Source organism: Syntrophaceae bacterium (assembly GCA_013177825.1).
Classification (GTDB): Bacteria; Desulfobacterota; Syntrophia; order Syntrophales; family PHBD01; genus PHBD01.
In genome coordinates this window covers 867665-894387 of record JABLXX010000001.1, presented here as the reverse complement: position 1 = coordinate 894387, position 26723 = coordinate 867665, and the positions used below count along the sequence as shown (strand labels likewise).

20 protein-coding genes, 1 tRNA gene and 1 pseudogene are annotated in these 26723 nt (G+C 60.4%); 7 read left to right on the top strand and 15 right to left on the bottom strand.

Annotation, left to right across the window (positions count from 1 at the left end):
• Positions 1-35: 35 nt before the first annotated feature.
• Positions 36-116: pseudogene (locus HPY65_04035) on the top strand (hypothetical protein).
• A 575-nt stretch (positions 117-691) separates the two neighbouring features.
• Here HPY65_04035 and HPY65_04030 read toward each other — a convergent pair.
• Positions 692-766 (bottom strand) — tRNA-Val (locus HPY65_04030).
• Positions 767-828: 62 nt separating this feature from the next.
• On the opposite strand from HPY65_04030, the gene HPY65_04025 reads away from it, so the two are divergent.
• Positions 829-2913 (top strand): hypothetical protein, encoded by a 2085-nt coding sequence (locus HPY65_04025; GenBank protein ID NPU83636.1) that lies wholly within the window; start codon positions 829-831, stop codon positions 2911-2913.
• Here the strand turns inward: HPY65_04025 and HPY65_04020 are convergent.
• From HPY65_04020 to HPY65_04000, 5 genes are all read right to left on the bottom strand, one after another.
• Positions 2868-3692 carry an acyltransferase gene (locus tag HPY65_04020; GenBank protein ID NPU83635.1) on the bottom strand — a complete coding sequence of 275 codons (825 nt, stop codon included), beginning with the start codon at positions 3690-3692 and terminating at the stop codon, positions 2868-2870. The genes HPY65_04025 and HPY65_04020 overlap by 46 nt on opposite strands.
• Positions 3693-3882: 190 nt before the next feature.
• The gene (locus tag HPY65_04015) at positions 3883-5079 is read right to left on the bottom strand and encodes a thiolase family protein (protein ID NPU83634.1); all 1197 of its coding nucleotides are present in this window, start codon (positions 5077-5079) and stop codon (positions 3883-3885) included.
• A gap of 57 nt (positions 5080-5136) precedes the next feature.
• Positions 5137-7560 carry a 3-hydroxyacyl-CoA dehydrogenase gene (locus HPY65_04010; GenBank protein NPU83633.1) on the bottom strand — a complete coding sequence of 808 codons (2424 nt, stop codon included), beginning with the start codon at positions 7558-7560 and terminating at the stop codon, positions 5137-5139.
• 36 nt (positions 7561-7596) lie between these two features.
• Entirely contained in the window at positions 7597-9453 is a 1857-nt protein-coding gene (locus HPY65_04005) for an acyl-CoA dehydrogenase (GenBank protein ID NPU83632.1), read from the bottom strand.
• 84 nt (positions 9454-9537) lie between these two features.
• Complete coding sequence (locus HPY65_04000) at positions 9538-10224, bottom strand: TetR/AcrR family transcriptional regulator (GenBank protein NPU83631.1); 687 nt, start codon at positions 10222-10224, stop codon at positions 9538-9540.
• A 217-nt stretch (positions 10225-10441) separates the two neighbouring features.
• On the opposite strand from HPY65_04000, the gene HPY65_03995 reads away from it, so the two are divergent.
• The gene (locus tag HPY65_03995; protein ID NPU83630.1) at positions 10442-11689 is read left to right on the top strand and encodes a glycosyltransferase family 9 protein; all 1248 of its coding nucleotides are present in this window, start codon (positions 10442-10444) and stop codon (positions 11687-11689) included.
• A 52-nt stretch (positions 11690-11741) separates the two neighbouring features.
• On the opposite strand, the gene HPY65_03990 is transcribed toward HPY65_03995, so the two are convergent.
• The 5 genes from HPY65_03990 to HPY65_03970 form a co-directional block, all read right to left on the bottom strand.
• Entirely contained in the window at positions 11742-13436 is a 1695-nt protein-coding gene (locus HPY65_03990) for a tetratricopeptide repeat protein (protein ID NPU83629.1), read from the bottom strand.
• A complete protein-coding gene (locus tag HPY65_03985; protein ID NPU83628.1) occupies positions 13433-15763 on the bottom strand; it encodes a hypothetical protein in 2331 nt (776 codons plus the stop codon). The genes HPY65_03990 and HPY65_03985 overlap by 4 nt, the downstream gene beginning before the upstream one ends.
• A 34-nt stretch (positions 15764-15797) precedes the next feature.
• Positions 15798-17447 (bottom strand): tetratricopeptide repeat protein, encoded by a 1650-nt coding sequence (locus HPY65_03980; protein NPU83627.1) that lies wholly within the window; start codon positions 17445-17447, stop codon positions 15798-15800.
• The gene (locus HPY65_03975) at positions 17444-19174 is read right to left on the bottom strand and encodes a tetratricopeptide repeat protein (GenBank protein NPU83626.1); all 1731 of its coding nucleotides are present in this window, start codon (positions 19172-19174) and stop codon (positions 17444-17446) included. Before HPY65_03975 ends, HPY65_03980 begins: the two co-directional genes overlap by 4 nt.
• 82 nt (positions 19175-19256) lie before the next feature.
• On the bottom strand, positions 19257-19625 hold the full coding sequence (locus HPY65_03970) for a prepilin-type N-terminal cleavage/methylation domain-containing protein (GenBank protein ID NPU83625.1): 369 nt from the start codon (positions 19623-19625) through the stop codon (positions 19257-19259).
• A 518-nt stretch (positions 19626-20143) separates the two neighbouring features.
• On the opposite strand from HPY65_03970, the gene queD reads away from it, so the two are divergent.
• The 4 genes from queD to HPY65_03950 are packed head-to-tail and all read left to right on the top strand — an operon-like array spanning position 20144 to position 23621.
• Positions 20144-20533 carry a 6-carboxytetrahydropterin synthase QueD gene (gene queD, locus HPY65_03965; protein ID NPU83624.1) on the top strand — a complete coding sequence of 130 codons (390 nt, stop codon included), beginning with the start codon at positions 20144-20146 and terminating at the stop codon, positions 20531-20533.
• Complete coding sequence (locus HPY65_03960) at positions 20530-21300, top strand: GTP cyclohydrolase I FolE2 (protein ID NPU83623.1); 771 nt, start codon at positions 20530-20532, stop codon at positions 21298-21300. Before queD ends, HPY65_03960 begins: the two co-directional genes overlap by 4 nt.
• 35 nt (positions 21301-21335) lie before the next feature.
• On the top strand, positions 21336-23396 hold the full coding sequence (locus tag HPY65_03955; protein NPU83622.1) for an NAD(+) synthase: 2061 nt from the start codon (positions 21336-21338) through the stop codon (positions 23394-23396).
• Between the two features lie 24 nt (positions 23397-23420).
• Complete coding sequence (locus HPY65_03950) at positions 23421-23621, top strand: cytoplasmic protein (protein ID NPU83621.1); 201 nt, start codon at positions 23421-23423, stop codon at positions 23619-23621.
• 177 nt (positions 23622-23798) lie between these two features.
• Here HPY65_03950 and HPY65_03945 read toward each other — a convergent pair whose 3' ends face one another.
• The 4 genes from HPY65_03945 to HPY65_03930 form a co-directional block, all read right to left on the bottom strand.
• Complete coding sequence (locus HPY65_03945) at positions 23799-24569, bottom strand: 3-oxoacid CoA-transferase (GenBank protein NPU83620.1); 771 nt, start codon at positions 24567-24569, stop codon at positions 23799-23801.
• Between the two features lie 21 nt (positions 24570-24590).
• Positions 24591-25583, bottom strand: a complete 993-nt coding sequence (locus HPY65_03940) for a CoA transferase subunit A (GenBank protein ID NPU83619.1) — start codon at positions 25581-25583, stop codon at positions 24591-24593.
• Positions 25584-25784: 201 nt separating this feature from the next.
• Positions 25785-26204, bottom strand: coding sequence for an HNH nuclease family protein (locus tag HPY65_03935; protein NPU83618.1), 420 nt, complete (start codon positions 26202-26204; stop codon positions 25785-25787).
• 90 nt (positions 26205-26294) lie between these two features.
• On the bottom strand, positions 26295-26714 hold the full coding sequence (locus HPY65_03930) for a DUF948 domain-containing protein (protein ID NPU83617.1): 420 nt from the start codon (positions 26712-26714) through the stop codon (positions 26295-26297).
• Positions 26715-26723: the final 9 nt, after the last annotated feature.

Genomic DNA, 26723 nt, shown 5'->3' with positions numbered 1-26723 from the left:
AGCCGGCCGCTGTATTGCAGTTCGTCTTGTTAGACGGGCTGGTAACGCCGGGGCTGGTAACGCCGGGACTGGTAACGCCGGGGCTGGTAACGCCGGGGCTCGTGACGCCCGGGCTTGTAGCGCTGCCGCCAAAGGCCGATGACACCAAAAAACACAGCGACATGATCAAAAATACGGAAACAGCGAATCTCTTCATACCACCCCTCCTTAAACTGTCTAAATTTTTAATGAATTCGGGCTTCTATAAATATACTTCTCCTGTCTGTCAAGACATATTTTAACCAATCGTTGCCGAACACGGTGTTGATATGCGGCGGGTACAAAAGGTGTGCATTACCGATGGTCTGATGTTGACTTTGAACGAAAACAGATTCACATAAGACGAACTTTCAATCACGGACGCTCCTTCTCGCCGAAGACAAAGAAGAGCGTCAGGACCATCTACGGTTCACCCGCCCTGGTCCAGGCGATTCGGCTTGGGAAGCCGGCACGCTTTCCGAACGGCGGTTATCCGGATGTTGCAGACGGGGCTGGGGACAGATGAACGATAGCACCATGGTTCGGCTACACATCCACAAGGCGTTGAGAGGCGTGACGATCGCCCGGATCCAGTTCCATGGCCCATTGATGGCGAATGGTAGCAGATAAGAAAAAAGGGGTTCCGGCATGACCCGTAACCCCTTGATTTTTATGGTAGGCGGTACTGGATTTGAACCAGTGACTTCTACCGTGTGAAGGTAGCACTCTCCCACTGAGTTAACCGCCCGTGAGGGCGTTGTATGTAATCCAAGGAGGTTCTTTTTTCAAGGAAAAAAAACGGAGGAGACGATGCACCCACTGTCGCGGCTGTTTTACCCGGAGCGAGTCCTCATCTACGGAGTCTCCGACTCACCCAGCAACCTGGCCAAGTTCACGGCGCTGAACCTCGAGACCTTCCGATTCCCGGGGCGGATGGACCTGGTCGGCAAGGAAGGAGGATCGTACCTCGGCCGGCCGATCCACGGGAGCATCGAGGAGATCGACGGCTCCCCCGACCTGGCGGTGCTCCTGATCCCGGCACGATCGGTTCTCAAGGTCCTGGAGGACTGCGGACGGAAGGGCGTGTCTTTCGCCGTCGTCCAGGCCGCCGGCTTCAGCGAATACGACGAGGAGAAGAGCGGCCTGGAAGACCGGATCCGGGAGGTCCTCCGCCGCTACGGGATGCGCCTGATGGGCCCCAACTGCATCGGCACGGTCAACCTGGACAACGGTCTTATCCTGCCCTTTTTCCCGGTCGAACCGGAGGCCGTCATGAAGGGACCGGCCTCCATCGTCGCCCAGAGCGGCGGTGTCGTGATGGACAGCATGCGCCTGCTGACGCTGGAGAACATCGGCATGAACAAGGTTCTCAGCATCGGCAACAAGCTGGACCTGAACGAGTGCGATTACCTCTCCTTCTTCCTGGACGACCCGGAGACCCGCATGATCGGCCTCTACCTGGAGCATGTCTCCGACGGCCGCCGCCTCCTGGAGATCGCCCGGACCGCCCGGAAGCCCATCGTCGTCCTCAAGGCCAACCGGACGCCGGCCAGCCGCGAGATCGCCAAATTCCACACGACCGCGCTGGCGGGGGACGACGAGGTCGCCGAGGCCGCCTTCCGGCAGGCGGGGATGCATCGGGTGGAGACCCTGGGCGAGATGATGGAGGTCTTCAAGGCCTTTCTCCTGCCTCCCATGGCGGGCGACCGCATTGGCGTCCTCTGCCGCTCCGGCGGCCAGGGCGTGGTCCTGGCCGACGCGGTCCACCGCGCCGGATTCCGCCTGGCGCAATACTCCGATGCGGTGTACGACGCGATCCGCCGGGAAACCCGGGCGGGGGTCATCCGGATGACGAACCCCCTGGACCTGGGAGACGTCTTCGATACCCGCTTCTACACCCAGGTGCTCGAAAAGGCGCTCCAGGAGCCCGGCGTGGACGGCGTGGTCTTCGGCCTGACCTACCTGCACAGCGCGCACATCCCCGAGACGCAGGCGCTCATCCGCTCCGCCCTGGAGCTGCAGGAGCGCTACAACAAGCCCGTGGTCATCTACGTCATTGCCAGCCGGAAATTTCATTTTACCCTGAAGCAGACCTGCAGCCTCCCGCTCTTCTCGGACGCCCGGCAGGCCCTCTCGGCCCTGGCAGTCTCCCGCCGCGATCACCTGCGCCGGCAGGAGATCGATCGCCAGCCCCGGGAAACCGTTTTTTTCAGTGTTCCCTCCTCCCCGGCGGAAGGCCCGGATCGCTTCCTGCCCCCGGAGGAGGCCTTCCCTCTCCTGGCTTCCTGCGGAATCCCCCACCCGCCGTTCGCCGTCACCGGGAACCGCCGGGAGATCGTGGAGGCGGCGCGGAGCATGGGGTTCCCCGTCGCCCTGAAAACGGCCGACCCGGCGGTGCTCCACAAGACCGAGACCGGCGGGGTGCGGCTGAACCTGGAGGATGAACAGGCCCTGGAAGAGGCCGTGGAACGGATGTCCGGCCCCTGGCTGGTCCAGAAAATGGCACCTCCGGGCCGGGAGGTCATCGTGGGGGGCAGGCAGGACCGGGAATTCGGCCCGCTGGTCCTCTTCGGCCTCGGCGGGATCCTGACGGAGGTCCTGCGGGATGTGGCCCTGCGGGTGGCGCCGCTCACGGAAGAGGAGGCGGGGGTCCTGATCGGGGAAACCCGGGGAGCGGCGCTGCTGAAGGGATTCCGGGGGGAGCCGCCGGCGGACCTGGATGCCCTGCGGAAGCTGATCGCCGCGGTCTCCAGCCTCCTGGCGGATCACCCGGAGATCCGGAACCTCGACATGAACCCGGTCCTGGTTTACGGGGAGGGCCGGGGATGCTGCGCCGTGGACGTGAAGATTCAGGCGTCTCCGACGCGGACGCCCGGGACCGTCAAGTCGCTGTAGAACTCTATGCGCCGGTCGTCCAGGAGCACGTTGTGGGCGTTCAGGCGCTTGTCCCGGACGGCGGACACGTCGATCGAAGCGGTCCCGATCTCTTCCTCGCCGGCTCCGGCCCGATAGAGGAGATTGGCCTGGGGACCCGTGATCTGGCTGCGGCCCGTGTAGAGGCAGAACTTCCCGCCCCGCTTCTCCGATCCGACGCGGTTCGCCGTCACGGCGTAGAGCCGGTTTTCCAGGCAGCGTGTGATCATGGCGTCCTGGCAGAAGGGCATGACGAGGTTGGCGCAGTGGGCCACCACGTCGGCCCCTTTCAGGGCCAGGATGCGCATGGACTCGGGAAAGAACCAGTCGAAGCAGATCATGATCCCGACCCGGCAGGAACCGATGTCGTAAACCGCGAAGGGCCGGTCGCCCGGGTCGAACCAGAGCTTCTCCTCGTGGAAGAGGTGGATCTTCCGGTAGGTCTCCACGGAGCCGCCGGGAGACACCAGGACGGCCGCGTTGTAGCATTTCCTCCGGTATCGCTCGATCAGCCCCGCCACGATGTGGACGTTCCGCTCCGCGGCGACCGCCCGCAGGGCCTCCGTTGTCCTTCCCTTCGGAACCGTCTCGGACAGATCCCGGACCTCCTCCTTGGAGGTGAAGAGGTATCCCGTGTTGAACAGCTCGGGAAGGACGATCAGGTCCGCGTCGCAGCGGCGGATCATCTTCACGGCCCGCTCGACGTTCCCCTCGACGTGGCCGAAAACCGGCTTGGTCTGAACAAACCCGATTCTCATGATTCGATTCCTCCCGGACGTCCGTGAATTGCCGCCGGCCCGCAGCCCCTGACGACAACAGCGATATAACACAGGGGCCGCCGGGACAAAACAGAAAAGCCGCGGCACGGGGCCGCGGCTTTTCTTATAAGGCCACCGGTCGCGTCCCCTTCACGCGAAGGGGACGCTCCGTTGGAAACACGATGGGTGACGGTTACAGCATCTCGTAGATCGCAGCCGCACCCATGCCGCCGCCGATACACATGGAGACGATGCCCTTCTTCGCCTTCCGGCGCTTCATCTCGTGGAGCAGCTGGGCCGTCAGCTTGCCGCCCGTCGCTCCCAGGGGGTGCCCCAAGGCGATGGCGCCGCCGTTCGGGTTGATGTCACCGGCCCAGTAGCGGTCTTCGATCCCGAGGAGACGGCAGCAGGCGATGGCCTGCGAGGCGAAGGCCTCGTTGACCTCGAAGACATCGATGTCCTTCGTGGTCAAACCGGCCATCTTCAGGACCTTGGGAATCGCGTAGGCCGGGCCCATGCCCATCTCCTCGGCCTTGCAGCCCGCGACGGCAAAGTAACTCAGCTTGGCCAGGGGCTTCAGCCCCAGTTCCTTGGCCTTCTCGGCCGACATGAGCAGGGAGAACGCCGCGCCGTCGGTCATCTGGGAGGCATTGGCCGCCGTGATGACACCGCCTGCCTTGAAGGGCGACTTCAGCTTGGCCATATCCTCCAGCTTCACGGGCCACCTCACGCCGTCGTCCGTGTCGAAGACGACCTTGTCGCGGATCCGCTTCCCGTTCTTGTCCCTCTTGTACTTGAAGGCCTCGATGGGAATGATCTCTTCCTTGAACTTCCCGGCCTTGATGGCCTCGTAAGCCCGGCGGTTGCTCTCCACGCCCATCTTGTCCATGTCTTCCCGGGAGACATTGTAGCTGACCGCCACGTTCTCCGCGGTGATGCCCATGGAAACATACACGTTGGGCTGGCCGCCATCGAAGTTCCAGTCGGGGTTCGGGCGGAAAATGCTGCCGCCCATGGGGATGTGGGACATGGTCTCACAGCCGCCGGCGATGATGATATCGGACCAGCCGGCCCGGATCTTCGCCGTGGCGTCGGCGATGGACTGCACGCCCGAGGAGCAGAAGCGGTTGATCGTCATGCCGGACACGCTGATCGGCAGTCCGGCACCGATGGCGAGCACCCGGCCGTAGTTCATGCCCTGCTCGGCCTCCGGAAAGGCGCAGCCGACGATCAGGTCGTCCACGTCTTCCGGCTTCACTGCGGGGACCCGGGCCATGAGGCCCCGGATTACCTGGAAACCAATTTCATCCCCTCTCGTTGCGGCAAGGCCGCCCCTCTTATAACGTCCACCAGGACTTCTGACCGCTTCAACAATCACAGCATCAGTCATGATATTCCTCCTTAGGATGCACGGGCGAGTACGCCCGCGTCTTTGTTGAAATTGCTTCTAATTCCGGAGCGGCTTGCCCGTGGAGAGCATGTGCATGATCCGGTCCTGGGTCCTTTTCTCGCCGCAGAGGGAGAGGAAGGCTTCCTTTTCGAGATCCAGGATGTCCTGCTCCGTCACGTAGGTCCCTTCGTTGCAGTCGCCGCCGGAGAGGATGTAGGCCACCTTCCGGCCGACGTGGACGTCGTAGTCCGAGGCGTAGTTGCCGTGGCGCATGTTGTACAGGACGCCGTTGGCCATTCCGCGGAAGTTCTCGCCCATCACGGGGATGAGTGCAGGCCGCGGCGGCTTGTAGAACTTGGACAGGCCGAGAACGACCTGCTTGGCATCCCAGATCTGCTGATCACGGTTGAGGCTGATGTTCTCGGTCTTGCGGATGTACCCCAGCTCCATGGCCTCCATGGCGCTGGTGGCGACCTTGGCCGTCCCGATGTTCTCGAAGGCCTTGGCCATGTGGAACTGCAGGTTCAGGCCCGCTTCGACGACGCCGTCGGGCAAACCTTCGGTAACGCGGACCAGGATTTCCTTGCATCCGCCGCCCGCGGGGATTACGCCCACGCCGACTTCGACGAGGCCCATGTAGGTCTCACCGCAGGGCTGACAGCGGGCGCCGTGCATGGCAATCTCGCAGCCGCCGCCCAGGGCCAGTCCGGCCGGGGCGGTCACAACAGGCTTGGAGAGGTACTTCATCCTCATGTTGGCGTTCTGGAAATTCGCAACCAGCGCTTCCAGGACATCCCAGTCGCCCTGCTGGATGGCCAGGAGGACCTTGAAGATGTTCGCGCCGGCCGAGAAGGCCCGGGGATCGTGGTTGCCGACGACCATGCCGAGGAAGTCCTTCTCGACGATGTCGCAGCTCTTGTTGATCATCTCGATCACGCCGTCGTCCACGGCGTTCATCTTCGTGTGGAGCTCGAGGCACGCCACGCCGTCGCCGATGTCGATGAGGCTGGCGGAGGCGTTCTCCGCGACGACCTTGTTCTGCTCCTTCAGGGCGGGCAGGAGAATGACCCTCGGGTTGTCCTCCAGCTTGACGTAGCCCTTCTTGGCAAAATCATAGTAGTACAGGCCGTCGGCCTTCTTGTCGTAGAAGGACTCGCAGCCCGCCTTGAGCATGTCTTCGATTTTCTTGGGCACCTTCTTGCCGAGTTTCTTCATGACGTCCACGGCATTGCGGACGCCTACGGCATCCCACGTCTCGAAGGGTCCGAGGGCGTGGTTGTAGCCCCACTTCATGGCGTTGTCGATCTCCACGACGCGGTCGGCGATCTCGGGAATCCGGTTCACGGCGTAAATGAAGTTGTTGCAGAGGTATTCCCGGATCAGGTCTGCAGCCTTGTCTTTCCCGTTGAAGACGATCTTCATCGATTCGGCAATGCCGAGATCGGAGGCCTTCTTGGCCGCACTGACGGACTCAAATTTCGGTTTCGTGGGCGCCACGTAATCGAGGGTGCTGTAGTCCAGCACCAGCTTGGCTTTCTTGCCCTTGGCGTCCTTGGTCTTTTTGTAGAAGCCCTGCTTGGTCTTGTTGCCGAGCCACTTCTTCTCCATCATCTTGTCCATGAAGCCCGCGGGGATGAAGAGCTCGCGGGACTCATCGTCGGGCACGGCGGCATAGAGGTTCTTCATGACGTGGTAGCCCGTGTCGAGACCGACCAGGTCCAGGGTTCCGAAGACGGCTGTGCCGGGGCGACCCACGGCCTTGCCGATGACGGCGTCCACTTCCTCGATCTTCAGGCCCTTCTGGACCATCAGCGCGATGGCGTTGGAGATGTCGAAGACACCGATGCGGTTGCCGATGAAGTTCGGGACGTCCTTGCAGACTACAACGCCCTTCCCGAGCACTTCCTCGCAGAATTTGATCATGAACTCGACAACTTCCTTCTTCGTCTCCTTGCCGGGGATAACCTCCAGGAGCTTCATGTACCGGGGGGGATTGAAGAAGTGGGTTCCCAGGAAGTGCTCTTTCAGCTTTTTGCTGAAGTTGGCGGTGATGTCCTTGATGGGAAGACCCGAGGTGTTGGTTGTGACGATGCAGCCGGGCTTCACGATCTTCTCGACCTTTGCGAACAGGTCCTGCTTGATCTTCAGGTTTTCGATGACGACTTCGATGACCCAGTCGACATCGGCCAGCCACTTCAGGTTGTCCTCGAAGTTGCCGACCTTGACCATGGCGGCGTTTTTCCTGGAATAGAAACTCGCCGGCTTGGATTTCGTGACGCCGGCCAGCCCGCTGGCGGCAAAGCGGTTCCGCCAGGCGGGACTCTTCTCGGTCAAACCGGCTTTTTTATCGGCTTCAGTGAGCTCGAAGGGGACGATGTCGAGCAGACAGCACTCGATCCCCGCATTGGTCAGGTGGGCGGCGATGGTGGCCCCCATGACCCCGGCTCCCAGAACAGCGGCTTTTTTGATCTGATATGACATGTCTTTCCTCCTTGTGAAAATCGGTAGAGCGGATCGTTACGCCGAGAAGCACTCGTCGGCGATCTCGATGGGCACCTTCTCCCCTTCCTTGATGAGTTCGCAGCGGGTCTTGACCGTCGAGAGCATTTCCACGGAGAAGAATTTTGCCGATGCGATCTTGCCCTGGTAGAAGGCCACTTCGGGATTCGTATGAACCAGCGCGCGCTGCTTTCCGATGCTGTCGGCACCGTTAGCCTCGTACAGGGCGTTCAGCTTCTCATCCGCGATCACCGCCGCCTGGACGAGCAGCCAGCCCAGGACCACGTCTCCGAAGATCTCCAGATAGGGGGACGCGTTCAGGACGGGCAGCAGGAAGCTCGAGCTCTTGCCGTAGCCGGCGAAGGCCATGGTCAGGTCGATCAGGGCGTTCCCCGCCTCTTCCAGCTTGCCGGCGTACTTCTGCAATTCTTTGGAAGCCTTCGCCTTGCCGATGGTCGCCATGATCTCACCGGCCAGGTTCATGACGTTTGCGCCCTTGTTGGCGCCCAGCTTGCGGCCCACCAGGTCGAGGGCCTGGATCCCGTTGGTCCCCTCGTAAATAGCCGCGATCTTAACGTCTCGCATGTACTGTTCCACGGGATATTCGCTGCAGTAGCCGTATCCGCCGTAGGCATCGACGGCCTTGGAGCAGACCATCAGTGCGATGTCGGAGGAGAAGGCCTTGCAGATCGGGGTCAGGAGTTCCAGCATGCCAAACCACTTTTTGGACTCCGCCCCCTCCGTCACATGGGACATGTCCAGGCAGAAGGATGCATAGAGATTCAGGGCCCGGAGCCCTTCCACGTAGGATTTCATCCACATCAGGTCCCGCCGGATGTCGGGATGCTTGATGATCGGAACGGCCTTGGCATCGGGGTTCTTCATTTCCCAGACAGGCGTCATCTGGATGCGCTCCCGGGTGTAGGCGAGGGCGCTCTCAAAGGCTGCCGTGGCGTGCCCCAGGGACTGCATGCCCACTTCCATCCGTGCCTCGTTCATCATCTGGAACATGACCCGCATTCCCTCGCGCTCCTTGCCGAGAAGCTCGCCGATGCACTTTCCGTCTTCACCGAAATTCAGCGTACAGGTGGCGCTGCCCTTGATGCCCATCTTGTGTTCGATGTTTCCCGTTTTCACGTCATTGAACTCGCCCAGCGAACCGTCGTCGTTCACCTTGTACTTGGGCACGATGAAGATGGAAATGCCCGCCGTCCCCGGGGGATCTCCTTCGATGCGCGCCAGGACAGGGTGAATGATGTTGTCCGTCAGGTCGTGATCCCCGCAGGAGATGAAGCACTTTGTCCCGGTGATGAGGTACTTGCCGTCGGGCAGGCGCTTGGCCGTCGATTTCAGGGCACCGACGTCGCTGCCCGCACCGGGCTCGGTTAGGCACATCGTTCCGCCCCACTTGCCTTCGTACATCTTGTACATGTACTTGTTCTTCTGCTCCTCCGTCCCGAACGTATCGATCAGGGCGGCGGCGCCGTTGGTAAGGCCTGGATACATCCAGAAGGCGAAATTGGCCGCCGAGATCAGCTCGGCGCATGCATTGCCCACCGTATGGGGCAGCCCCTGTCCCCCAACCTCGGGGGAACGAATCATGGCGAGCCAGCCACCCTCGTTGTATTTTTTGTAGGCCTCGTGAAAGCACTTCGGTACGTAGACCTTGCCGTCCTTGAACGTACAGCCTTCGTGATCCCCTTCCTTGTACGTGGGTTCGATAACGTTGGCACAAAGCTTCTCCGCTTCCTTGATGATCATCATGATGTCATCCTTGGAGAAAGCGGAAAATTTCTCAGTGGCGAACAGTTTTTCAATCCCCAACTGTTCAAAGAGGACAAACTGCTGATCTCTCCCGTTTACCAGCTTGCTCATAACAACCTCCTTCCCAAATGTCCGTTACGTTTACTGAAAACGACGTTTCCGCCTTTCTGTACGTCCGGGGTGCCGGCGTTGCTTCTACCGGTCCGTTCTTCCGCCTGCAGCCGTCTTCATCTGGTCTTCCGCTGCTGTTTCCGGGGTCGTCAGACCGCGGATGACCTCCCGTATCCCTTCCTCGACAGTAGAGCGAATGCGCTCCTCTCTCCGGCCTTCCAACCCGGTAAAGAGGTGAAGGGAAATGATTCCGTTGAGAAGACCCCATATGACGTCACGGTTCAGGCGGAGATTCATCGTGGGCGGGAATTCTCCCCGGTCCACCCCGTACTGGAAGATTTTCTCGATGACGCTGATGGTTTTGTTCGTGGTCTTGACAACGTGGCGGTTCAGTTCTTCCGGAAGATTCATGTGCTCCGTATGGAGCATGAAGGTCATGAGAATCCGGAACAGCTCCTTGTCGCCCAGGAAGAAATTGATGTAGATTTTGGCCAACTCGACGAGAAGATCGGACGCCGTTTCCCCGGTGCGGAACAGATTGGCGATTCCTTTGTGAAACTTGTCGATGTCGCTCAGGAGGATCTGCGTGTAGATCTCCTCCTTGCTGTTGAAGTACAGATAGATGGACCCCTTGCTGAGTTCGGCCTTCTGGGCGATGCTCTCTACCGTTACCGGCTTGAAACCTTTTTCAAAAAAGAGCTTTCTGGCCGCCTTGAGGATGGCCGCCCTCCGGTTTTCCTTCTCCCGTCTTCTTCTCTCTTCAAGTCCCACGTTGGTTCCCCGGAGATCAATGACCGTAAGTCATGAATATGAATGACGGTCATTTACTGACCATCGGTCAGTTGGTGAACAAGTACCCGATTCACCAAAGGGTGTCAAGAGAAAATGTTCCCGATTGCTTTTCCTCAAGGATTCCCGTATGAAAGGCGCAAGCAGATTCCGGGACCTCCACCCCGCCTACCCCCCGGTCCCGGACAGGAAAGGTGCCTTGAAAGCGGAAACGATACGGATTATTGATGTTTGGACCGGAAAGGGAATCTGTTTTTTCCTCACGATGCTGCGGCGCCTGTGGGATGCCTTCGCGCCGCGCCCTTTGTCTCCTCCGCCGGTGCGGAAGATCCTTTTCATCAAGCTCATCGAGCAGGGGGCAACCGTGCTGGCCTACAGCGCCCTTCGACGGGCCATCGATCAGGCCGGCCGCGAAAACGTATATTTCATGGTGTTTGAGGAAAACCGGGAGATCCTTTTTATCCTGGACCTCCTGCCAGCGGAAAACGTGCTGATCATCCGGAACCGTGATTTTCTCACCTTTTCCCGGGACATCCTTTCCGCCCTGATCCGGGTCCGAAAGCTTCGGATCGATGCGGTGGTGGACCTCGAATTTTTTGCCCGCGCCTCGGCCATCATTTCCTTCCTCACCGGCGCGGAACGCCGGGTGGGCCTGCATCGGTTCACCAGCGAGGCCCCCTATCGCGGCGACCTGATGACCCACCGGGTTCAGTACAATCCGTACTTTCACACGGCCAAGGCTTACCTGCTCCTGGTGGAGGCGCTGGCAAGGTCACCGGGAGAGATCCCGTTATCCAAGATTCCGGAAAGGGACCTTGCCGTGACGGCCCCCCGTTTCCGGCCGACCGAGGAGGAAACCGGGCGGCTGGAGAAGCGACTGGCGGACATCTGGGGGGAGGCGGGAAGCGGTCCGCTGGTCCTCCTGAATCCCAACGCCGGCGACCTTCTTCCCCTGCGGAAGTGGTCCACGGAAAACTTTATCGCCCTGGGACGGAAGATTCTCGAGAAGAGACCGGATGTGCGGCTGATCATAACCGGCGCCCCGTCGGAAGCGGCATCGGCAGAGGCGGTCTGCAGCCGGATCGGATCCCGGCGGGCCGTAACGCTGGCCGGCAGGACAACGCTCCGGGAGCTCTTGGTCCTGTATACACTCGCCGACGTCCTGGTGACCAACGACAGCGGTCCCGGCCACTTCGCCTCCATGACGGACATCGACAACGTCGTCCTCTTCGGACCGGAAACCCCGCACCTCTTCGGTGCCATCGGGGGACGTCCCCGTACAATATATGCGAAGCTGGCCTGCAGCCCCTGCGTGAACGCCTTCAACCACCGGTTCTCTCCCTGTAACGACAACCGGTGCATGCAGGTCATCACCGTCGAGGAGATCCTCCGTACAGTCCTCGCCTGCCTTGCGGAGAGGAACAAAGCGTCCGGAACCGCTTCCTGAAGGAGCGGACGGTTTCACCGCCTCTCAATCTCCGCACAGAAAAGAATCGGTGTTATTTCCGACGGATTGGGGGAGAAGCTCCCGGCGGCACACCCAGGGCCTGCTCCAGGTTTCGCCGGGCTTCCCCGTAATCGGGCCGAAGCCGGAGAGCCTCCCGGAACAAGGGAACCGCCTCGGACGGTCGATCCTGCGAGGCCACGGCGGCGCCCAGGTTGTTCCAGTATTTCGCCGTGGCGGGACGAAGGGCGACCGCCCTCCGGAACTGTGCTTCCGCCTCCCGGAACCGGCCCGCGCCCATCAGCGCGACGCCCAGGTCATTGCGGGCACGGGAATCTTCCCGCAGTTCAAGGGAGAGCCCGAGGTGGCGGATTGCGTCGGCGGAGAGACCCCGTTCGTGAAGAGCCAGCCCCAGGGCATGGTGCGCTTTGTAATTCCTCTCCGTCACCGCGAGGGTATGCCGGAAGAGCGTCTCCGTATTCTCCCAGTACGCCGCCTGATGCCGAGAAAGCAGGGCACAGACAGCCAGGAGGAGCATGCCCGCCAGGACGGCAACCCTTCTGCCTGCGCCGGACCGCCCCGGCAGATCCGAAACGCCCCACGCCAGCATGACGGCCGGACCGATCAGGGGGATGTAGGTAAACCGGTCCGCCATGGCGATATTGCCGATCTGGACGATCCCGCTTACCGGCACCAGGGTGCCAAGATACCAGAGCCAGCCTACGCCCAGCCAGGGACGCCGTCTCGCCAGGGCGAAAACAGCGCTACTGATGACCGCCAGTACAATCCCGGAGAGAAGAACCTCGCCTTCCGGCCATCGGCCCGGATGCGGATAGAAGGGAGCCAGGCCTGTCGGCCAGAACAGGTGCTGGAGATAGGAAGTATACGAAACCAGGGCGTTCGCCACCCGATCCGCAATGGGATAGACGTCGCCGGGGCCGAGAGCACCCGCCCGGAATTCGGCCCAATAGGCCAAGGCGGAAAACCCGGCGGAAATCGCCAGCAGCGGGATTTTTTCCAGGATCAGCCACCACCAGGATGCCTTGCTGAATTCCCTCTTCCCTAAAATTCCCAGGAGCGCCGCATCACGACGGAGGGGCCAGGCGTCGAGGAGAAGAAGGACAAACGGCAGGGTGACGATCATCGGCTTGGCCATCAGCCCGAGAAGGAATACGGCCAGGAGGAGTCCGTATCGCCAGAAACCGGGGCGGAGCGCATACCAGGCATAGGCCGCCAGGGAGGCCATCCAGAAAAAGCCGCAGAGAACATCCTTCCGCTCGGCCACCCACGCCACGGACTCGACGTGAAGTGGGTGAACGGCAAAGAGGCCCGCCACGAAGGCGCTCCGCCATGGAGCGTCTGTCATGCGGGACAGCGTCAGGAAGAGGATGATCGCGGACAGCCCGTGGAGCAGGACGTTCGTCCAGTGGAACCCGCCCGCCCAGGCACCGTACAGCCGGGCATCCAGCATCAGCGAAAGCCATGTCAGGGGATGCCAGAACCCTTCCTCGAGGGTCGAGAAGGCCCATGCAACGGAGGGGCCGGTCAGACCGGAACGGACATGGGCGTTGCCGGTCACGTATACGTTGTCGTCGAAATGGATGAAGTCGAAACCGCCCGTCTGGCCGAAAACGATCAGGACCAGAAGGAAAATCGACAGTGCCAGGACGGTTTCGACGCGTCTCCCGATCCCGCCCTTACCATAGCGCCCGTCGCCTTCCCGGAGGCGAATCGTCTCACCCTTCTTCATGGCCGCACCCTGCGGAGGCGGCGGATTCCCGCTGCCGCCGCCCACCCGGCCAGAAGAATCCAGGCCGTCGCGGATATCCACGTCCCCGTGACAAACGAGCGCGGCCGGTACCGAACCGTAAAGGCGTGCTCTCCCGGGGACAGGGAAACCGCCATCAGGGTATGGTCGGCGGGTACAAGCCTGTACGGCGCCGGCGGTTGTTGCCCCATGGACTCGATCCGCCAGCCGTTGCTGTAATTCTCCGCAATGAGAAGAATCGCCGCCCGATCCGTTTTCGCGTTGACGATCATGCGGCCCCCCCCGTCATCCCGGATGGAGCAGGTCCCGACCGGCAAGGGGGATCCCCCGATAATCCCCGGGGATTCCTCCAGGATCACGGTTCTCCTGGGATCGAAGGCCGGATCGGTCAAAAGCGCGAGCACTTCGTTCCTCGTCTTCGCCGTCTTCCAATCCGTCAGCAGTTGGACCCTTGGGATGCCGGATTCCATCTCCCGGACAGCTATTCCATCCTTGGCCGGCATCAGGATGAAGCGGACGCGAAGAAGGTCCCAGAGCGGATGGTACGCGTGCAGGGGAAGGTAGGTTGACGCCCTGTCGGGATCCACCCCCTGGGTAACGGCCATGAACTCGGCGTACCGCTTCAGCACCATCGGCCCGTATCCCCATATGTCGCGGCTCCCCGTCGACATGGCCGAATTGGGCAACACCCGGTTGAGTACCCGGTAATCGCCGGCTCTGGCCGCATAGAACTTCCGGAACTCCGGGATGAACGTCTCCCGGTAGTGAAACACGGGACGACTGACCCAGGCAAAGACAAACCCCTCCAGCAGGATCAGGAGCAGCAGGAGATAAACCGCCCGGGAATCCTTGTTGGCGATCCAGAGGAGGAGAGCCGCGGCCAGCAGGACCGTTGCCGCAATCAGGACGCCCCGGGCGGCGAAGCCCGCCGTCTGCGCCACGAACGCCGCGTTCTGAAACAGCGACGCCGGAAGATAGGATTCCCCCGTTCCGGTGATCCCAAGTACCAGCCGCATCCAGAGCCCTTCCGCCGTTCCGTCCGAAGAGACATGGAACAGCCAGAGGGAGAACGACAGGAGACCGAGGCCCGCCAGGCACGCCAGCAGGATCCCCGCCCTGGGGAATGCCCGCCGGCGGATCAGGCCGTCCAGTCCGATCCCGGCCAGGAGAGCGACGAAGACAACGGCCTGGAACGCGAACTTCGAGGTCCCGCGAAAGGAACTGAATCCGGGCAGCCAGTTGAACAGAACGGAGAAGAGGGGCGTGTGAACCCCGAGGGCCAGGATCGCCATGATCAGCACCATGATCGGGATATGGCGGCGCTTGTCCTTCTCTCCGCAGACGGCTCCGTAAACCGCAAACACAAGCCCTGTGATCCCGGCGAAAAGGCACATCTCCCAGAGGTAGCAGCGGCCCCAATAAGGGATCGATGTCATGTCCCCGAAGAAGAACGGGATCACCAGCGTCAGCAGGTTTTCCGGCGGCAGGCTGAACATGGAGGCGAATTCGTAGGAAACCCCGGCCGAACGAACGCTCTCCGTACTGGCCGACAGGCTGGGGAAAAGATTGAACGCGCTCAAGGCAACCGCTCCCGCCGGGATCGCGCAAAGGGCGCCCAGGGCCGTCCAGCGCCTCCCCGGCGGGGTGATGAACCGGAGATGGAGAAGAACGTACACCGAGGCCGCCAGGGCTGTGTAGTAGACATACTGGTATTGGCCCGTGAGGATCTGCATGGCCGCAACCACGGAGCCGCCCGCAACCGGGCCGGGGGACGGGCGATCCAGGATCGCGTCCACGGCCAGAAAAAGCAGGGGTACCCAAGCCATGGCGAAGAGGTTGCCCATGTGCCCCGCATAAACATGCAGATAGAATGAGCCGGAAAACATGATCATGACGCCGCTTGCCAGCGAGGCCAGGGGGTGCAACCCCCGACGGGACGCCCAGAGGTACATGAAAAAGCCGATCAGGAAGACATGGAGCGCGATCTGCCCGTTGACGGCCTTGGCCGGGGCGAGCAAAAGGCCAAGCAGGTTGGACGGGTACAGAGGCGTGGACAGGTTCGGCGTCCCCGAAAAAACGTGAGGATTCCAGAGCGGCAGATTTCCCTGCGCCAGCTCCCGCAGCTGGAATTCCATCCCCGACATCTCCCCGGCGTACAGGTCCAGGTATTTTGCCGAGAGAACGACGTCGTCGCCCGTAAAGAGGACGTCGGCAAACAGAACGCCTGTCAGAAGAAGATAAACGAATAGCGCGTGGCGCCAGGTGAAGGATTCCCACAGACCGCCACGAAGACCCGGTGATTCATTCATGCAAGGATCCACTCCCGAGCAGAAGGCGGACCGGTCAACGCCGGCGCTCCGCCATTACCCTCGCCCAGTTCGATCTGGCCTCCCGGTAATCCGGCCGGATGGTCAGAGCTTTTTGAAACAGTTCGGCCGCTTCGCTGAAGCGACCGCTTTCCGCGGCCAGAATCCCCTTGTTGTTATACGCCTCCGCGAAACCGGGATGGAGCTCCAGAGCCCGGTCATACCACAGAAGCGCCTCTTCCCGGTCCCCCTGTTCCGCCAGCGCGGCCCCCAGGTTGAAGGCCGCTTCTGCGTAGTCCGGCCTGATTCTCAGCGCCTGCCGCAAAGGGCCGATCGCCTCGGCGCTCTTCTCGGCCCGGGTCAGGGCGGCCCCCAGGTTGTTCTGCACCAGGGCGTTGTTCGGCTCTACCCGGGCGGCATGACGAAAGATGGAAACGGCGTCCCGCCAGCGTGTTACCTGATTTCGGTCCATGACCGCAAGCACCGGCAGCAGAAGCAGAACGGCTGCAGCCGAAAGAAGCCGGGCGCGGGAAGGAAACCAGGCTTTCACACAATCCGCTCCGCCCCAGGCAACCATCAGAAACAGTCCGATGGAGGGGAGACAGGCGTAACGGTCCGCCATGGCATGGGAACCGATCTGCACGATCCCGATAACGGGGATCAGGGTGCCCAGAAACCAGAGCCAGCCCGTCGTCAGATAAGGACGTCTCCGGAATCCCATCAGGACCGCCAGGGTAATCGCCGCCAGGAGAACGGCCGATCCGAGGATGATCCACAGCGGCCAGACGCCGGGATGGGCATAGTGGATGGACAGATCGGCCGGCCAGAGCGTCTTGCCCAGATAGCGCACGTACGAGACCAGGGCGTTTCCGAGGCGCTCCGAAAGGGGAAACGCCTCCAGGGGCTTCAGGGCGCCGACCTTGGCTTCGGCAAAGAAGGTCACCGACGCAACGCCCGCCGCCATCACCAGCAGGGGTACCTTCTCCAGCAAGGCGGATTTCCAGGTGGCGGGCCGGAAGCGCCTTGTCTCCCCCCGGTCGGCAAACCCTTTCCCGCCGCCGAAGTCCAGACGGTTCAGCGGCCATACATCGAGGAGAAGGAGAACGAAGGGAAGGGTCATGACCATGGGCTTGGCCATCAGCCCCATGAAAAAGACCGCCGCCAGGGCCCCATAACGAAGAATACCCGGCCGCAGGGCATACCAGCCGTAAAGCCCCATGGCGGCAACCCAGAAAAACGCGCAGAGCACGTCCTTGCGGGCCGCCACCCAGGCCACCGGCTCCACCTGGAGAGGATGGACGCCGAAGAGCGCCGCCGCGAAGGCGCTCGGCCAGACCCGCCCGGTGAGTCCGGATAAGACGAGAAACAGGAGGGCCGTCGTCAGGAGATGAAGGAGAAGGCTCGTCCCGTGGTATCCGGCGGGATTGAGCCGGAACAGCTGGGCATCCGCCATGAGGGAGAGCCAGGTCAGGGGGTGCCAGAATCCCGCGTCGGTCGCCGTGAAGGCCCATCGGATCCCCTCTGCGGACAGCCCGCCCCGCACGTGCGGATTGTCGGTGACATAGACATGATCGTCGTAATGAATGAATCCGTTCTGGAATACACCTTGGAAGGACAGCAGGACCAGCGCCGCCAGTCCGATGAGGATCCAGGTTTTCAGATGCGGGAGCGGGGTGGGAACGCTCATGGCTCCCTCAGCCGGTTCCACTGTTCGAGCGCCCGGCCATGGCTGGGATCGATCCGGAGGGCCTCGCCGAACATCCGGATCGCTTCCTCCCGATGTCCCGTTTTCAGGAGAGCCATCCCAAGCCCGCTGTAGGTCTCCGCCTTTTCATGACCCAGCCGAAGGGCCTCCCGGTACTGCCCGGCCGCCTCCTCATAGGACCCAAGCTGAAAGAGGGTGCTGGCCAGGTTGTGGTGATAACCGCCCTCGGAAGGGGAACGGCGGACCGCCTCGCGGAGGTACGTCTCCGCCTCGCCGTATTTGCCTTTTTGAAACAGCGCGGATCCCATGTTGCTGTAAACAAGGGAATACTCCGGATTCATCGCCAAAGCCGCCCGGAAATGGGTCAACGCCTCATCCATCTTTCCCTCGTGATACCAGGCCAGGCCGAGATTGTTTTCGGCGATGTAGTTTCCTTCCGTCACGCGCAGGGCGTGCTCGAAAAGGGTGAAACTGTTCTGCCAGTGCCGGAGCTGCATCCATGAGCCGGCGGCCAGAGCGGCAAGAACAACCATGCAGACTGAGATCACAACCGGTTTCCGTACGTTCCATGCCACGGCTGCGTCCGCGGCGCCCCAGACGATCGCCATATACACTCCGATCATCGGCAGGTATGTATAGCGGTCGGCAAGGGCATGGGGCCCCACCTGGATCAGTCCGATCATCGGCACCAGTGCTCCCAGATACCACAGCCACCCCACCGGGAGATAGAGAAAACGCCGGCCTCTGAACACGACCAGGGCGGTGACGGCAGCCAGAACGGCCAGGGCAAGAACAAACGGGCCCGCGGACACCGTGACGGGATGGGGATAGAAAAAAGCCAGGTTGACGGGCCAGAGCATCTTCCCGAGGTAAAGGGCATAGGACACGACGGCATTGGCAATCCGGGCGCTCATGGGAACGGCATCCAGGGAGGACAGGGCTCCGATTTTCTGCTCCGTGAGGACAACAAGAATTGAGGCCGCCGCCGAAAGCAGGAACAAGGGCAGCTTCTCCAGAATCGCCTTATGGAGCCGGACCTCCGGGAATCCCTGATCCTCCACGCCGGAAGGGCCGGACGGACGGAACAGGCACAGTCTCCGGAGGGGCCAGACGTCGAGAAGGAGCATCACGCACGGCAGGGTCACAATCATCGGTTTGGCCATCAGCCCCAGGAAATAAAGAACCAGGACCACGAAATAGAGGGATACGCGGGGACGTTTCGCATAGAAACCATAGGCCAGCAAGGTCGCCATGGCGAAGAACATGGAGAGGACGTCCTTTCGCTGGGCGACCCAGGCTACCGGCTCCACGTTGAGGGGATGAAGGGCGAACAGCACCGCCACGGCGGCGCTCCTCCGGGGAGCGCCCGTTATCTTGAACAGAAACAGAAACAAAAGAAGGGTGCTTCCCAGATGGAGGAGGGCACTTGTCCGGTGATATCCCCCGGACCAGAGCCCGTAGAGCTGGGCATCCGCCATCAGGGACAGCCAGGTCAGGGGGTGCCAGAAACCCGCTTCGTCATTCCAGAAGGCCCACCGGACACCCTCCCGTGACAGCCCGGCCAAAACATGCTGATTTTCAGCCACATAGACCATATCGTCGTATCGGACAAGCTTGAAGGTCTGTACCTGGCTGTAGACGGCCACAACGGCCAGCGTCAGGAAGAGGCAGAGCAGGAGCGGCAGCGATTTCTCGTTTGATATTCGCATAATGGAAGAAATCCGGGAATGGGGAAATAAAAAAGGGGTAAGACGAATGCCCTACCCCTTTTCTATGATCGTGGATGCTACATCAGGGTGAAATCGCGCCGTCTGCGGTGACCGTGTAGGTCCTGCCTCCGCTGGCGTGAACCGACGTGAGGCCCAGGCCGGACTGGGTCCCGGCGGTGACCGTCGTGGTGACGAGGTTCGTGGACTTGAAGCCGTAGGACTGCAGGGCCGCGATGTCAGCGGTGGCACCCGGAGAGTCGGAGAACAGCGCCTGGGCCGCCGTGTAGGCATTCTTCGCATCCGCCTTGGCCGCCGCCTCATAACCCCTGGTCCTGTAGGCGGTGAACTGCGGGATGGCGATGGCTGCCAGGATGCCGATGATCGCGATGACGATCATGAGCTCGATCAGGGTGAAACCTTTCTGATTCTTCTTGCGGAACGTTTTCAGCATATCATTTCTCCTTTTCTTGAATTTTCTGGTTCATGTTTGATGCCGAATGGAATGACTGCAAACTGGCTCCCCCCTACCACCTCCTTTTCATCCATGCTGTTTGTTTTTTCTCATTTTGAAAGTCGCAAATGGCTATGCAATCGGCATACCAATGGAACGACACCGTCTCGCATCGGCGGAAAGCTCAAGAAATGCCGTGCTCTCTCCCCGGAGGGCCTCATCGGATTCCTTGAGGAGCGGCCGGCCCGGGGGGAAATTACCCGCCTTTTTTCCGGGTCACCGGGGAAATTCACCGGATCCACGTTTGCACGCGAAATCCGTCCCCGGGGCAACACGACGGCAACTGCCGACACGGATCGCTGTATATACACCGATGTTACAGATATCACCAAACTTTTCCTTTACAAGAAAATTCCATCTACGGTAATGATCCCGAACATCCCTTCCAAAAGACCGGTTTCCGGCAGATAACCTGCTTCCGGATCAGGAAAGGGATGCCGCCCCGGGAAGGACCGATCATGTATGAAGTGACCATCACCCGTTCGTTTTCCGCCGCTCACACCCTCCGGAATATCGGAGGAAAGTGTGAATCACTTCATGGACATAACTTCCGTGTGGACGTGACAGTTGCAGGGGAATCTCTGGACGGGGAAGGACTGCTTATCGACTTTCGGCTTCTCAAACGCCGGACGGACGAGACGCTGGAGATGCTGGATCACAAGCATCTCAACGAAATGGATTTTTTCGCGGCAACCAACCCCTCATCGGAAAACCTGGCAAAATGGATTCATGACCGCCTCGCGGGCGGAATCGATTCAGACCGGGTCCGTGTCTCCCGGGTCACGGTCTGGGAATCGGAAGACGCCCGGGCCACATATCAGAACGGGGCGAACCGGCGGCATTCATGATCGACGTTCAGAACCAGCACGATCACCGGAAGATTGACATCCGGAAGGTGGGCGTCAAGGGCATCAAGTACCCCATCATCGTCCTCGACAAAGCCCTCGGCACCCAGCAGGTGAACGCCACCATCAGCATGTATGTGAATCTCCCGCATCATTTCAAGGGTACCCACATGAGCCGCTTTGTGGAGATCCTGAATGAGTTCCGCGGACGGATCAACATTCGAACGTTTCACGTCATCCTGGAAAAAGTCCGGGAGAAACTGCGGGCCGAATCGGCCCATATGGAGATCTCCTTTCCCTACTTCATCGAGAAAACAGCCCCGGTAACCGGGGCAAAGAGCCTGATGGAGTACAGTTGCACGTTTTGCGGGCAGAACGGCGGCGGTCGCTCCGATTTTCTTGTGTCCGTCGTGGTGCCCGTGAATACCGTCTGTCCATGCTCCAAAGAGATCAGCAATCGGGGCGCCCACAACCAGAGAAGCATGGTGACGGTCAAGGTGCGGTTTCGCAAGTTCTTCTGGATTGAAGACCTTATCCGGATCGTCGAGGAGTCGGGTAGTGGAGAGGTATATTCCCTCCTGAAGAGGCCGGACGAAAAATTCGTGACCGAGAAAGCCTACGAAAACCCTATGTTCGTGGAGGACGTGGTCCGGAATGTGGCCATGCAGCTGAACAGGATCGACAATTTCACCTGGTACAGTGTGGAGGCCGAAAACTTCGAAAGCATTCACAACCACAGCGCCTACGCATACCTGGAAAAAGACGTTTAAGGAAAGTGCATCCAGGAATGAATCGAAAGGGAAGCATGGAGACCCGGGATCGTTTCTTCAACCTGTATCGGCATGGTTTTGTTCGCGCGGCGGTCTGCATACCGGAGGTTCAGGTTGCCGATCCGTCCTTCAACGCGGAGAAAACCATCGAGATGGCCCGCAAGGCCCATGAGGGCAAGGCCGCCCTGGCCCTGTTCCCCGAGCTGGGTCTGACGGCGTATTCCAACGAGGACCTCTTCCACCAGGACGCGCTCCTCGTGAGTGCCCGGACAGCCCTCCAGAGGGTTCTGGACGAAACGGCGGCACTGCGGCCGGTCATCGTCGTCGGGATGCCCCTGCGAGTGGACTGCCGCCTGTTCAATTGCGGAATCGTCCTCCATCGGGGCCGCATCCTGGGTGTAGCCGTCAAATCCTATCTTCCGAACTACCGGGAATTCTACGAGGCCAGACAGTTCGCCCCGGCGGAAACGGCCCTCTCCCGGACGGTGGATCTCTGCGGGCAGGAAGGCATCCCCTTCGGCGCCGACCTGCTGTTCCGGGCCGCCAACAATCCCGGGTTCCAACTATTCACGGAACTCTGCGAGGACGTCTGGGTCCCCGTTCCTCCGTCCAGTTACGCGGCCATGGCCGGCGCCACGATTATCTGCAATCTCTCCGCCTCGAACATCACGATCGGGAAGGCCGAATACCGCCAGAGCCTGGCCGCCAACCAGTCCGCCCGCTGCATCGCCGCTTACCTCTATGCGGCGGCGGGACCCGGTGAATCGACGACGGACCTGGCTTGGGACGGCCACGCCATGATTCACGAAAACGGAAACCTGCTGGCCGAATCGGAGCGGTTCGCACGGCATCCACAGATCATCTTCGCCGACGTGGACATGGACCGCCTGGTCCAGGACCGGATGCGCATGACGACGTTCGGACAGAATGCGAGGGCCAACCGGGACCGCATTCAGCAATTCCGCACCATCCCCTTCCTTTTGGAGGAGCCGGACGGGCGAATCCTCCTGGAACGCGAGTACGCCCGCTATCCCTATATCCCGGCGGACCCGGGCAAACGGGATCAGAGGTGCTACGAGGCTTACAACATTCAGGTCCAGGGACTGGCCAAGCGCCTGAAGGCCTCGGGCATACGGAACGTCGTCATCGGGATCTCCGGCGGGCTGGACTCCACCCATGCCCTGATCGTGGCCGCCCGGACGATGGATCTGCTGGAGCTACCCCGGACGAACATCAAGGCCTATACGATGCCCGGCTTCGCCACCACCGGCAGGACATACCGGAACGCCCACGTGCTGATGGAATCACTCGGGGTCGAATCCAACGAGATCGACATCCGTCCCAGCTGCCTCCAAATGCTGCGGGACATCGGACACCCCTTTATGGAAGGGGAAAAAGTCTATGACATCACCTTCGAGAACATCCAGGCCGGCGAACGGACATCCCATCTTTTCCGCCTGGCCAACATGCGGGAGGCCATGGTCGTGGGAACAGGAGACCTGAGTGAACTGGCCCTCGGATGGTGCACCTACGGCGTGGGCGACCACATGTCCCATTACAACGTGAATGCCAGCGTTCCCAAGACGCTGATTCAGTACCTGATCCGCTGGGTAGCCCAATCGGGACCGTTCTCCGCGGAAACCGGCAATATCCTGCTGGACATCCTGAACACGGAGATCAGCCCGGAGCTTGTCCCCGGCGAGGAAAACGGCGGTCCCGCACAGAAGACAGAAGATTTCGTCGGTCCGTACGAACTGCAGGACTTCAACAATTTCTACATTACCCGTTACGGCTATCTGCCGGCCAAAGTGGCCTTCATGGCCTACTGCACGTGGCGGGACAAGAACCGGGGGCTCTGGCCCGATGTACCGCCGGAGAAACAGCGCGGCTATTCCATCGGCGAGATCAAGAAATGGCTGACCGTCTACCTGCAGCGCTTCTTCAAGACGAGCCAGTACAAGCGATCCTGCATCCCCAACAGCCCCAAAGTCGGTTCCGGCGGATCCCTGTCCCCCCGTGGGGATTACCGGGCTCCAAGCGACAGCGAGGCGGCGGCATGGCTGGAAAATGTCCGATTCGTACCGGACGAAGACTGACCATCCGGAGGAAATGCTGATTCCATGGCCGGTGAACAGTTCAGGGATTTTGATGCGACGCAGCTCTTCTGCCCCGTCTGCCGGAAGGCCGTACCCGTAAGAAAACGGCTGCTCCTCGTTCTGTCGGAAGGCGACAAGTACGATTACACCTGCGTTGTCTGTGGAACGTCCGTCGGGGACAAAACCGTCACCAGCGCGAACAATCACCGGATCATCAGCCGTTGAGAGAGTCCTCCCTCGAACAGTTGGATAACTCCTCCCGGTGTCATCGACAATGATGAATCCCGGTGCGCACGTCCTATGGTCGATCCTTCCCGGTTCTGTCAGACAAAAGGGCCATGACGGCTGATGCCGCCATGGCCCTTTGTATTCTCTTCCTTCCTTACTGAATCCGTCTTTCGCTTACCGGCCGATGACGTAACGGTAAGGATCGATGACATCCCTTAGGATGTGGAGTTCCTCCGCCGTCGGGGGCGGGTTGTCGATGATCTTGGGAGCCTTCAGAAGCTCAAAACCGCAGTTGTCCTGCACGTCCTTCTCGGAATAGCCGGGATTGACGGCAACAATGCGCATCCGCTTGGACTCGGGCTCGAAATCCATCACGGCCATGTTGGTGATGATCTTATAGGGTCCGGCTCCTAGAGGGAGACCCGACTTGGCGCGGGAATCGCCGCCTTCCAGCCACCCGGGAGTGGTGATGAAAGAGCATTTCTCGGCGAAACGCTTGGGATCCTGCGGGGTCATGACCATCATCCGCCAGCAGAAGGAGGCGAAATCGTTGGCGCCGCCGCTCCCGGGGAAGCGGACCTTGGGCTTCTGGTGGTCCGGCCCGATGCGCGTGGAATTCAGGTTTCCGTACATGTCGATCTGGGCACCGCCGAGAAAGGTGTAGTCCAGCATTCCACGGCAGGCCGTTTCCATGATCTCGCACATGCCGCTTGCCATGAGGGCTTTCCAGGTCGTCCGGGAATCACCCACGGAAATGGGCATCTCGGGAATCAGGGGAGCTGCTCCGCCCGCCTCGAACAGAATGGTGAGGTTGGGGGATCCCGTTTTCTGGGACAGCATCGCCGCCGCACAGGGTGCACCCGTACCGACGCCGACCGAAGCACCGTCTTCCAGCTCACGGGCGGCGGTGCAGATCATCAATTCCATTGTATTGTAATCAGCCATTTGCTCTGTTTCCTCCTTTCCCTAAGACCTGGCGCCGATGAACATGAATTCCTTCTGGCGCAGCATCTGCATCTTCCGAATGCCTCCGTTCCGGTCGATGTAGTCGAAGTGATCCTTGCAGCTGTAAATGTTCTTGTCGAGGAACTTCTTGAACTCGTCAGGATCCTGCTCGACTTTCATCCACTCCCGCAGATGGTCTTCATCGGAGAAGTATTCGCCATACATGTTTCCGGGATAGCTGCCGAAAGGAACCTCGCAGACCGCATCGACGCACCAGTAAGGAATCACCGTCAGGCTTGGATCACGCCGGATTTCATCATTGGTGATCAGGCGTTCGCAGGTAATGATGAGCCGCTTGGCGGCCCGTGCCACGTCGAAGTCCGACACGGTGATGCCCCGGACGCGGCAGTTTCCGTAAATGTCGGCCTCATGGACATGAATGGCCGCGATATCCGGGTAAATGGCCGGCTGGGCGATGTACTTCGTTCCCGTGAAGGGACAGGCAATGATTTTTCCGCCGCTGAACTTGAAGGTATCCGTTCCCATGACATTCCGGGCCGGATGGAAAGAAACGCCGGCCGCAGCGGCCTTGAAGCGGACGGACAGCGAATAGTTCGTCCATTCACTTACGTCCACCTTGCCGCTCTCCATGTACTTTCTGGCATTGGGAGAGAGACCGCGGGCCTCCAGACCGACGATGTACGCCACGTCCAGTTTGTTGAACACCTCGCCTGCGCACAGAATCTGGAAATCATGGGTTGACGTGTGACCGGCAAACCCCATGTTTTTCCTTCCCTGCCGGAGGATCTCGTGAGCCACCGACGCCGGGATCCTGTTCGCGCCGAAACCGCCGAGAACCAGGTAATCTCCGTCATGTACGAATTTCTCGACCGCATCTTTCACGGTCATAACCTTGCTTTCCAGTTTGCGGTTTTTGGTGCGGAAGAATGACCGCGCCTTGTCCGCATCCGGATCCGTGAAGATCTTTCCGCTTCCTTGTGCAATTACGTCCACTGAAGCCTACCTCCCTTTCTTGATTTTATTCGCTCGTACCGGACAACTCGTTCATTGTAGAGAACCGCGGAAGCCCGGACGCTTTGAAGCCATCCGAACGTTGATGCACATACTACAAGACGGTTCGAGAAGCAAGGAAATATGATCAATGATTATTCAGGAATGTTGATCGGTTGCGGAGAAAAAACGAGTTTCGGAGACTCACTTTTTCGTTTTCTGGAAGGCCTGTTTCAGACGGTCCCCGAGGAGGCCGAAGGACCCGGCGGATGGTTGCCTTTCATCCCTGTAAACCAGTCCGGCCTCGGAACCGCCGGAATTTCCCTCCAGGTAATCGCCAAGGAGCCCGCGGCTGTGTTCATCTTCATGGCAGTAAATACAGAGATTCTCCCAGTTGCTTCCATCGGCCGGATTGTTGTGGTGATTTCCGTCCCGGTGGTGAACCGTCAGCAGATGTCGGTTGGCCGCATCAAAGGACCGGCCGCACTTGGCACAGACCAGTCCATGGATGGCCAGCGATCGTTCCCGATACCCTTCATCCCGGGCTCGTTCTGCATCTCTTTTCAACTCCCGGACGAGATCTTCAGGGGAACGGCCCGTCGTCGCGCCGCTTTTCGTCGCCATGCGACTTTTGGAGCGGCCCGTTCCTGGACCATACGTTACTTTTGCCATGGGAAAAACCGGAATGGATTATCAGACGCCTGGTTCGCGTCTTTATTCAGGCAAGGCGGATTCACGACGGGATCGGCTTCCATCCGGCGCACGAAGGACCCTCCAGAATGCCTGCACACCTCTTGCCGCCGCTGCGAGAGTCGACAATGAACGAACAACCGGGTGCCTCAGGCGTCCGCGAAGTATCGATTCCACTTCCGCCAGAATGGCCAGGAGCCCATGAAACTTCTGCATATAGATGGCAAGTGTTTCCACTTGCGCAGTGACCAGCAACGTCGACCGGTTGACACTCGCGGACGTCTCTTCGAGATTCTTCAGAATCCCGGGAAGACTGTGGTTGAGGATTTCCAGAGATAGGGTAATATTCTTCGCCGCCCTCCAAATCTGAAGCAGGAAGGGAATCAGGAAAAGGACGAACAGGAGAAAAGCACCGCTGATGATGATCAGACTGATTTCCAGCATGTTCATGAA

Bases quoted from the DNA above. Each gene is read 5' to 3' on its own strand.
- HPY65_03975 (NPU83626.1), bottom strand. From the start codon at position 19,174: ATGCGAATATCAAACGAGAAATCGCTGCCGCTCCTGCTCTGCCTCTTC.
- HPY65_03955 (NPU83622.1), top strand. From the start codon at position 21,336: ATGGAGACCCGGGATCGTTTCTTCAACCTGTATCGGCATGGTTTTGTT.
- HPY65_03990 (NPU83629.1), bottom strand. From the start codon at position 13,436: ATGAAGAAGGGTGAGACGATTCGCCTCCGGGAAGGCGACGGGCGCTAT.
- queD (NPU83624.1), top strand. From the start codon at position 20,144: ATGTATGAAGTGACCATCACCCGTTCGTTTTCCGCCGCTCACACCCTC.
- HPY65_03950 (NPU83621.1), top strand. From the start codon at position 23,421: ATGGCCGGTGAACAGTTCAGGGATTTTGATGCGACGCAGCTCTTCTGC.
- HPY65_04025 (NPU83636.1), top strand. From the start codon at position 829: ATGCACCCACTGTCGCGGCTGTTTTACCCGGAGCGAGTCCTCATCTAC.
- HPY65_03970 (NPU83625.1), bottom strand. From the start codon at position 19,625: ATGCTGAAAACGTTCCGCAAGAAGAATCAGAAAGGTTTCACCCTGATC.
- HPY65_03980 (NPU83627.1), bottom strand. From the start codon at position 17,447: ATGAGCGTTCCCACCCCGCTCCCGCATCTGAAAACCTGGATCCTCATC.
- HPY65_03935 (NPU83618.1), bottom strand. From the start codon at position 26,204: ATGGCGACGAAAAGCGGCGCGACGACGGGCCGTTCCCCTGAAGATCTC.
- HPY65_03945 (NPU83620.1), bottom strand. From the start codon at position 24,569: ATGGCTGATTACAATACAATGGAATTGATGATCTGCACCGCCGCCCGT.
- HPY65_04015 (NPU83634.1), bottom strand. From the start codon at position 5,079: ATGACTGATGCTGTGATTGTTGAAGCGGTCAGAAGTCCTGGTGGACGT.
- HPY65_04010 (NPU83633.1), bottom strand. From the start codon at position 7,560: ATGTCATATCAGATCAAAAAAGCCGCTGTTCTGGGAGCCGGGGTCATG.
- HPY65_04005 (NPU83632.1), bottom strand. From the start codon at position 9,453: ATGAGCAAGCTGGTAAACGGGAGAGATCAGCAGTTTGTCCTCTTTGAA.
- HPY65_03985 (NPU83628.1), bottom strand. From the start codon at position 15,763: ATGAATGAATCACCGGGTCTTCGTGGCGGTCTGTGGGAATCCTTCACC.
- HPY65_03930 (NPU83617.1), bottom strand. From the start codon at position 26,714: ATGCTGGAAATCAGTCTGATCATCATCAGCGGTGCTTTTCTCCTGTTC.
- HPY65_03960 (NPU83623.1), top strand. From the start codon at position 20,530: ATGATCGACGTTCAGAACCAGCACGATCACCGGAAGATTGACATCCGG.